At 49.1% G+C, this 580-nt stretch carries 2 protein-coding genes; both read left to right on the plus strand.

All coding sequences use genetic code 11. From position 1 onward, the window contains the following. A partial coding sequence (locus tag R7R24_RS28915) for a flagellar biosynthetic protein FliR (protein ID WP_318120486.1) occupies window positions 1-268 on the plus strand: 268 nt, incomplete at its 5' end. After that, a partial coding sequence (locus tag R7R24_RS28920; RefSeq protein ID WP_318120487.1) for an EscU/YscU/HrcU family type III secretion system export apparatus switch protein occupies window positions 265-580 on the plus strand: 316 nt, incomplete at its 3' end. The genes R7R24_RS28915 and R7R24_RS28920, both read left to right, overlap by 4 nt.

Below are 580 nucleotides of genomic sequence, written 5' to 3' on the forward strand. Positions count from 1 at the left end.
CGTGATCAATGTGTTTGGTTGGATGTTTGCGGCTTCTCTCGCACTTGCGCTGCCCGCCATCGTGTCAATGCTATTGGCGAACATCAGTTTTGGTGTGATGAACCGCGCCGCACCGTCTCTGAACGTTTATGCGCTAGGTTTTCCGATGACCATGCTACTTGGCCTGTTTAGTGTTTTGATTTCTGTTTCCGGTGTTCCGGGCCGCTATACCGCGCTGGTGCATGAGACGATCCGACACTTAAACAACTTTATGTTGGGGGGCGCATGAGCGATCAGTCGTCACAAGACAAAACCGAAAAGGCCTCCCCCCAGAAAGTTAAAAAAGCCCGCCAGGAAGGCCAAATTCCACGAGCGAAAGAATTCACCACTGCAGTCATTTTCATGGCTGTAGCGCTGTATTTTTACTCTCAAATCAATAGCATCTGGGAAAGCATGTTCGGCATTTTCCGCTATAACATGTCGTTGACGAAAGCCGACCTAGAAAACCCACAGCAAATGGTAGAACAAGTGGGTCAGAGCCTTGGCATGATCATCGAAATGCTGTTGCCACTTTTCACGGTTATCATCATCGTGACGTTCG

The sequence above is a fragment of the Vibrio sp. 704 genome, from assembly GCF_033339295.1.